Source organism: Lentimicrobiaceae bacterium (assembly GCA_028697555.1).
Taxonomy (GTDB): Bacteria; Bacteroidota; Bacteroidia; order Bacteroidales; family UBA4417; genus UBA4417.
The window spans coordinates 26,852-32,851 of record JAQVEX010000028.1 but is presented as its reverse complement, the minus strand read 5'-3'; the positions used below and the strand labels follow the sequence as shown (position 1 = coordinate 32,851).

Annotated in this window: 4 protein-coding genes; all 4 read right to left on the bottom strand. The window is 38.5% G+C overall.

The features are described from left to right. Positions 1-639: hypothetical protein (locus PHP31_05915; GenBank protein ID MDD3738812.1), on the bottom strand; the 639-nt coding region annotated here is incomplete at its 3' end. Positions 640-808: 169 nt separating this feature from the next. Continuing rightward, the gene (locus PHP31_05910; GenBank protein MDD3738811.1) at positions 809-1,339 is read right to left on the bottom strand and encodes a DUF1573 domain-containing protein; all 531 of its coding nucleotides are present in this window, start codon (positions 1,337-1,339) and stop codon (positions 809-811) included. A 12-nt stretch (positions 1,340-1,351) separates the two neighbouring features. Further along, on the bottom strand, positions 1,352-3,424 hold the full coding sequence (locus tag PHP31_05905; GenBank protein ID MDD3738810.1) for a DUF4838 domain-containing protein: 2,073 nt from the start codon (positions 3,422-3,424) through the stop codon (positions 1,352-1,354). Between the two features lie 73 nt (positions 3,425-3,497). Continuing rightward, on the bottom strand, positions 3,498-5,312 hold the full coding sequence (locus tag PHP31_05900; protein MDD3738809.1) for a hypothetical protein: 1,815 nt from the start codon (positions 5,310-5,312) through the stop codon (positions 3,498-3,500). Between the last annotated feature and the right edge of the window lie 688 nt (positions 5,313-6,000).

Sequence of the window (6,000 nt, the reverse complement as noted above, 5' to 3'; positions counted from 1 at the left end):
GTGGCGAACGTCCATAACATTGTCCATGGTCAACACGCCGTCAATGTTCCATCTGCCCGTTGCACCTAAGTGCGGATTCCAGTCGTTGGGACGATTCTTTACCACGTACCAAAGAAATTTTATTTTGCTCATATCTACGCCCGTGAAGTATTGAGACAAGGGTGCACCTGCTCCTTGGTGGGCTTGCAACAGATTGTCCAAAGTAGGAACGTTGACTAAAGCCAACTGAGTTGCTTGTCCGGTTGGGTCGTACACGTATTCTGTCATTCCCATATATCCACCTAAGTTGTTGTATGGGTAATTCTTTAGTACGGAACCATTGTTAAGAGCAGAACACAAGGTACCGCCTCCTGATGTTGCCGGATAGTAACTGGATGAATTTTGGCTTCCTGTATATCCGGGAATACGTCCGTCTATCCTAATAAAGAAATAGGCATTATCGTGGGTTAGTATACCTCCACCTCCTGCTGGTGATGGTAGAACATCTGTGTATTTTGTAACCTTGTTGCCGGCAACAAAAACTTCAGTAGTAGGTCCATTGCTCTTTTTTGCGGTTTCATTATCCTCTTTTTTACATCCAACAAATGCGAAAAGAACTACAAGGACCAAAATTAAATTTTTCATTTTAATCATTTTCATATCTATTTAATTTTAAATTTATTTTCTATTTCATTAATGACTTGTGATATCAATTTGCAAAGGTAACATTTTACTTAAAATTTACAAACAATTTTTGCAAAAAAAATAAATATTTTTTCGAGAAAACCGAACAGTTCATCTTACTGATTTTTAATTATTTACCGCCAATTTACTCTAAGATTATATCTTTTTCTGTCGTCATGTAGTAGCCTTTTCTGTTAGCATCACCTTCGACAAATCTTTTAAAACCACCTTGTTCTTTTATCTTTTCCAGATAAAGTTCTTCGTAATCCCGGGTGTAGTGTGCATCTGGAACCACGTTTACATCGAAAACAATATCTATTTTATCTGTTGTCGTGAAATTGCCGTAGAGAGTGATGTAGTGTTTGACATAACCTATGTTTTTTCGGCTATCGTAAGTCATCCGTAACAGCCCCTTTTTCCCAGGCGATATAACCCTGATCGAAGATTTTTTTAGCGTTATACATCCACACGAGGTAACTATATCTTTAAGTCTGAAAGGGTTCTCCCCCGTGTTCTCTAACTCAAACATAATATCCAACTCTTGTCCCGTTATAATAGGATAATAGTGTCGATAATTGTCAGTGATTTTTAGGGTAGTTTTCGAGTCTTTTTCACGGCATCCTGTTATGAAAACAAGTACCGCCAGTAGTAGAACGTAGTATATTTTCTTTGACATATTTATAGGTTTTTATTGTATTTGTATTTCATCTAGTGCAAGTCGTGAATTACCTTTTTTAGGGGTAAGTATTAATTCAACACTCTGACTTCCCTTAAGTTCTACAGAGAGAGTATAAGTAATAATCCTATTGCTATTGAGCTCTGTGCCGTATTCTTTCTGCATCTTAGAAATATCAACAGCTTTTCCATCAATAAATAGGTTCATCTTTTCAGGTTCATCGAACCTATGCTTTGGCATATGCAAGAAACGAATCTTCAGAACTTGTCCCTCCTCCAATTCGCGAGCTGAGAAACGTAAGTGCAACTCGTTGGTATGAGATAAGTACCATCCTTGGTGATAGTCCTGACGAAACCCAAGAGTAGCGTCATTAAGGAGAGAAGTATTCTCGAAACCTTCGGTCGAAGGAGAAAGAAGTTCAATAGGAGTATCAAGAAGTAGATTTTGCCATTTTCCTCTTTGTAACATATCCCTCCACTCATTAATGTACTCGGCTAGACTGCCCTCACTCTCCTTGTAGTTCTGTAAGTCTTTATATTCTTTATGTCCTTCAAGTCTCTGCACTAACTCGGAAATTTCCGGAAGAATTGAAATACTTTTCTCATCTCTTTGAGCATAGCCCCATTTCCCAGTCCCTTGCGTATAAGCAACTTGTAAACGCGTATAGGTAAGTGCTGTATATAGCTTTTGGAGTTTAGCCCCTTCTTCACCCGTACTAGCAGAAATAAGTGACGGTAGTAGAGAGTAAAAGGAAATAAATGATTCGGTATCAAAATAAGTATCCATATTATCACGCATACTTCCATACATATTGTAAGGTTTCTTTTTTTGAGCATATCCACGCTCTAACCCCATATAATAACTATGTAGAGCTTCGTGAGAGGTGGGGTAATTTTTCCTGAAGAATGCCTTAACAAGAGGTTCAATATCTATTGATATATCCATCATCAAAGCTGCAGAAACAACGGTCTTAAGGTCATCGAAAGGTGAATAGTCATATCCGCTGGCATTAAGGAAAAGACCTTGGACCCTCAGCATCTTGAAATATTTAAGTTGTGATTGCAGAGAAAGCAATGATGGAATTGGAGTGAGATAATCATCGAAGTTGGAAACATAATCCCATAGGTAGATATTGGGAGTCTTCGTCTGCCACTCATCAACCAAATTCAGAAACTCTTTAAACTCAGCTTGGTTTGTGGGCTTAACACCCCTAGGTATATTGATTGTACTGAGGAAAACACCGCTATTCTCAGGCAGTTGGTAAGCAGGAGGATTTAGCGTAGTCAAGTAAGCAGAAGTATAGAAATAATGATTGGGAAACATTTCTGCCAACCTCCGTATAAAGTCCTGAACGGCAGGTGTGGCATGTGAAGGAGTATTTCCTTTGTCAATACATTCGGGACAGGTACAAGATATCATATTGTCCTCCGGCAATATCATCATCATTACCTGATAGCCGTCATTACCATTACCGAAGTTATCGATAATATATTCCCGAGCCTGATTAAACAAACTTTTGGACGAGAAACAAAATTGCGCTCTGTTGCGTTCTCCTTTTACCATAGCGTAAATCGTCTCATCTTCATCATCGGAAACAATGTTAGATAAGTGATGCCCCCATAGTCCCCAATCCATCTCTACATTATTAGTTCCGAGTAAAGGAGCAACATCCGGTTCTAAGTTCAATGCATAATGAGGTTCGCGATATTTAAAGTCAAAGGTGTACTCTTTAGAAGAGAAATCAATAAATGCAGGAGGCAAATCCTTTGTGTCGAATCGGTCATCAACTAATCCGATATTTTCAATCAATTGATATAAAATCCATATGGCAGTCTGCTTGTTCTTAAAACAAATGTGCAACTTATTAGAACTCTTATTCTTAATGACGTAGTCAAATTTAAGGTCTGGTGCAAACTCAATATGTATATTCCTTACATCTCTTGCTAGTTTTGGAACTTCTCCGAGACTTAAAACGACAGACGATGGATCGCTAGTACGTTTTTGCAGATGACTATATAGATAAGTCGCCCATTTTTCACTGGGTCCATCTTCCTCTGCCGTAATGATGTACTTATCGGCTTTCAAGCTCACAGGTTTACTTGAACACCCATTCATAGAAACGAGCATGGAGACTGCTATTGAGAAAAAGAGAAGACGCTTAGAAAACAACATGTAGATTAATAGTTAAATTGTAAAGATTTCTATATATATCTTTAAGATTTCCATAAATACCATCAACCTGGTAGTAGTTGTACCAAGTTCCCAAAAAATCTATAGAAAAAGTCTCTGTTATCATGCAACCGAAACCGGCACCTACAAGAGTATTTAAACCGACAAACTGGTCATACAGTTTATAGTTAATCAAATCAACATCGGGAGCCGTTCCCACTCCTGCTAATGCCATTACGAAGTGTTTGGGCGATGATAAATTATGACGAGCCGTTCCGGAGATATTGAAGAGCCATTTCGCTTTAGGTTCACTGGAAAGGAGGGTGAGAATTTCTTGCTCATAATCATACTCGTAGGTATTACGTTTGTAGTTTAACATGTAATTGAAAAAACGTAGGTTGAATCTCCATTTATCCATCTCCTTTGTTGCTCCCAGCACTATATTACTGAGGTGCTCACCAGCGGGAAGATAACGATAGCCTAAGCCACCTTCGGCTTCTATACCGCCAAGCACATTAAATCCTCGGAAAATGGAGGCATTGAATGCTACCAAAGGGAAGTATTTATTGGCGACAGCAAAATCAATCCTAGTATTTGTCGAATCGTCCCATGCACGTTCCCATTCGCCTTGCAATTGATAACCTTTTCCTGTGTCGCGTCCGGCATAGTTCAATCTTCCTGTGTAGGTGTTCTCGTTTTGGAAGCGTCTGTACTCAAGAGTGTAAATTGAACTGATAGCATAATCGTGACCATGACGACTACCTAAGAAATATACTCCTGCCTCATTTTTGTAGCCCTTGTATTTAAGATAATTTATATGCTGTTTGAACCCTGAGAGTTCTACAAGAGAAGGATCATAAAACGACTGATAGTAGTAGGCTGAGTCAAAATTGTGCAACTTCTCAAACGCTACTCCTTTTCTATACTTAAGTGTCCTATCATTAGGAGCATAAACAAGTGCTGTATCAAGAACGGCAATACTTTCCAAATACATGTTTTTCTTGATGAGTTGTTCGGCATATTCGTCACCTACTTTGGAAAAGGTTCTGATTAATCCTTCGTGGTGAGGAAAATAACGAATTTCTCTGTGCAAATTAGTAAAGATGTCCTGAAGATTTTTAGATGTTAAGCTCTCATACTCCGCTAGTTTAATCTTAAAGAATAGCTCATCAGGATACATTTCATTACCTTGCTTGGCATATTCGTACATAAGATTTGGTTGGTTAGTTTGCAAAGAGAGATTTACAGCATATTGTAGAGCTTGCTTATTATCATAATCGTATTCAAGCCACCTACGAACATAATTAAGAGACTCGTCATAACGATAGACATCGTTAAGATTCTTAACGATTTGAACAAGCATATCGCTATATCCTCCCAACAGTCGAGGCTTGTCTTCAAATGGCACTAAGAATATAGCTTTCTCGTATGCAGACAAAGCATTATGATAATTATTCAACTTAAAGTAAAGGTCGGCTCTTTGTACGTAAAGATCGGGATTATCGGGTTCATCAAAAATTATTTCATTTAGAATGTTCAGTGCTGTGTTGTGGTCATTAAGCGCTAAGGATGCGTTATAGATATTTCGTTTGGCAGAACGTATGGTAATAGAATCTCCATACATAAGAACCTGTTTGAAGTCCATTATAGCAGCATTATACTCTTCCTCTTGCATTTTATTTTTAGCTTCTGCGTACATCAACTTAACGTACTCTTCTCTGAGGTCTGAGTCATAAGGGTATAGAGCAAATAGTTGCTTGGTTAGGAGGGAAACACGACCTGTATTGCCTAACTTCTTGTGCAATGATAACTCTTTGAGTTTAACCTCTTTAGACTCTCCTCTTGCACGACGATAGCGGTTAAGAATGTATAAAGCCTCCTCATACTGTTGACTTCCGAAAAGATTATTATAGACGAAATTGAATGCTTCTTCATTGCCAGGATCACCTTCAAGGATCTTACCGTAAAGAATGGCAGGGTCGCTATCCTTTGCATTTCGAGCAGCTTCTAAGAGGTAATAGTTATAATGTTGCCTAAGTTGAGGAGAACCATTTGTTTTCATCTGTTGTTGTAAGAAACTTAAAAGCTCGGGATATCTCTTCTGTTCCTCTAAAAGACTGGCTTTCCTTAAGATTAATTCAACGTTGCCAGGAGAATACGTTAAACCTCGCTCAATATAAGTTAAAGCATTGTAGATATCTCCGGCTTTGATGTAATCATTGACAATTCCAATGTAGTGCTGAGGATTCTTAGGATCCCTCCTTATGAGCTCGGAGCGCAAGGATATAGCTTCGTCTATTTTCCCAGATTTTTGAAGATTAATGGCATTCATCTCCGTCTCATAAAGGTAATCTTGGAAAAAAGCCTCGTCGTTGGGGTAAATCTGATTGATACGCACAAGTAGACGATTGGCTTCCACATCGTTTCCTTGTAGTCGATAGAGTTCTATCTTTTTCCTCCAAAGCCCTTTCCAGTATGGGTTGACTTCTAAT

What these genes read in the sequence shown, in the direction of transcription:
- PHP31_05910 (MDD3738811.1), bottom strand. Translation starts at nt 1,339, where the DNA reads ATGTCAAAGAAAATATACTACGTTCTACTACTGGCGGTACTTGTTTTC.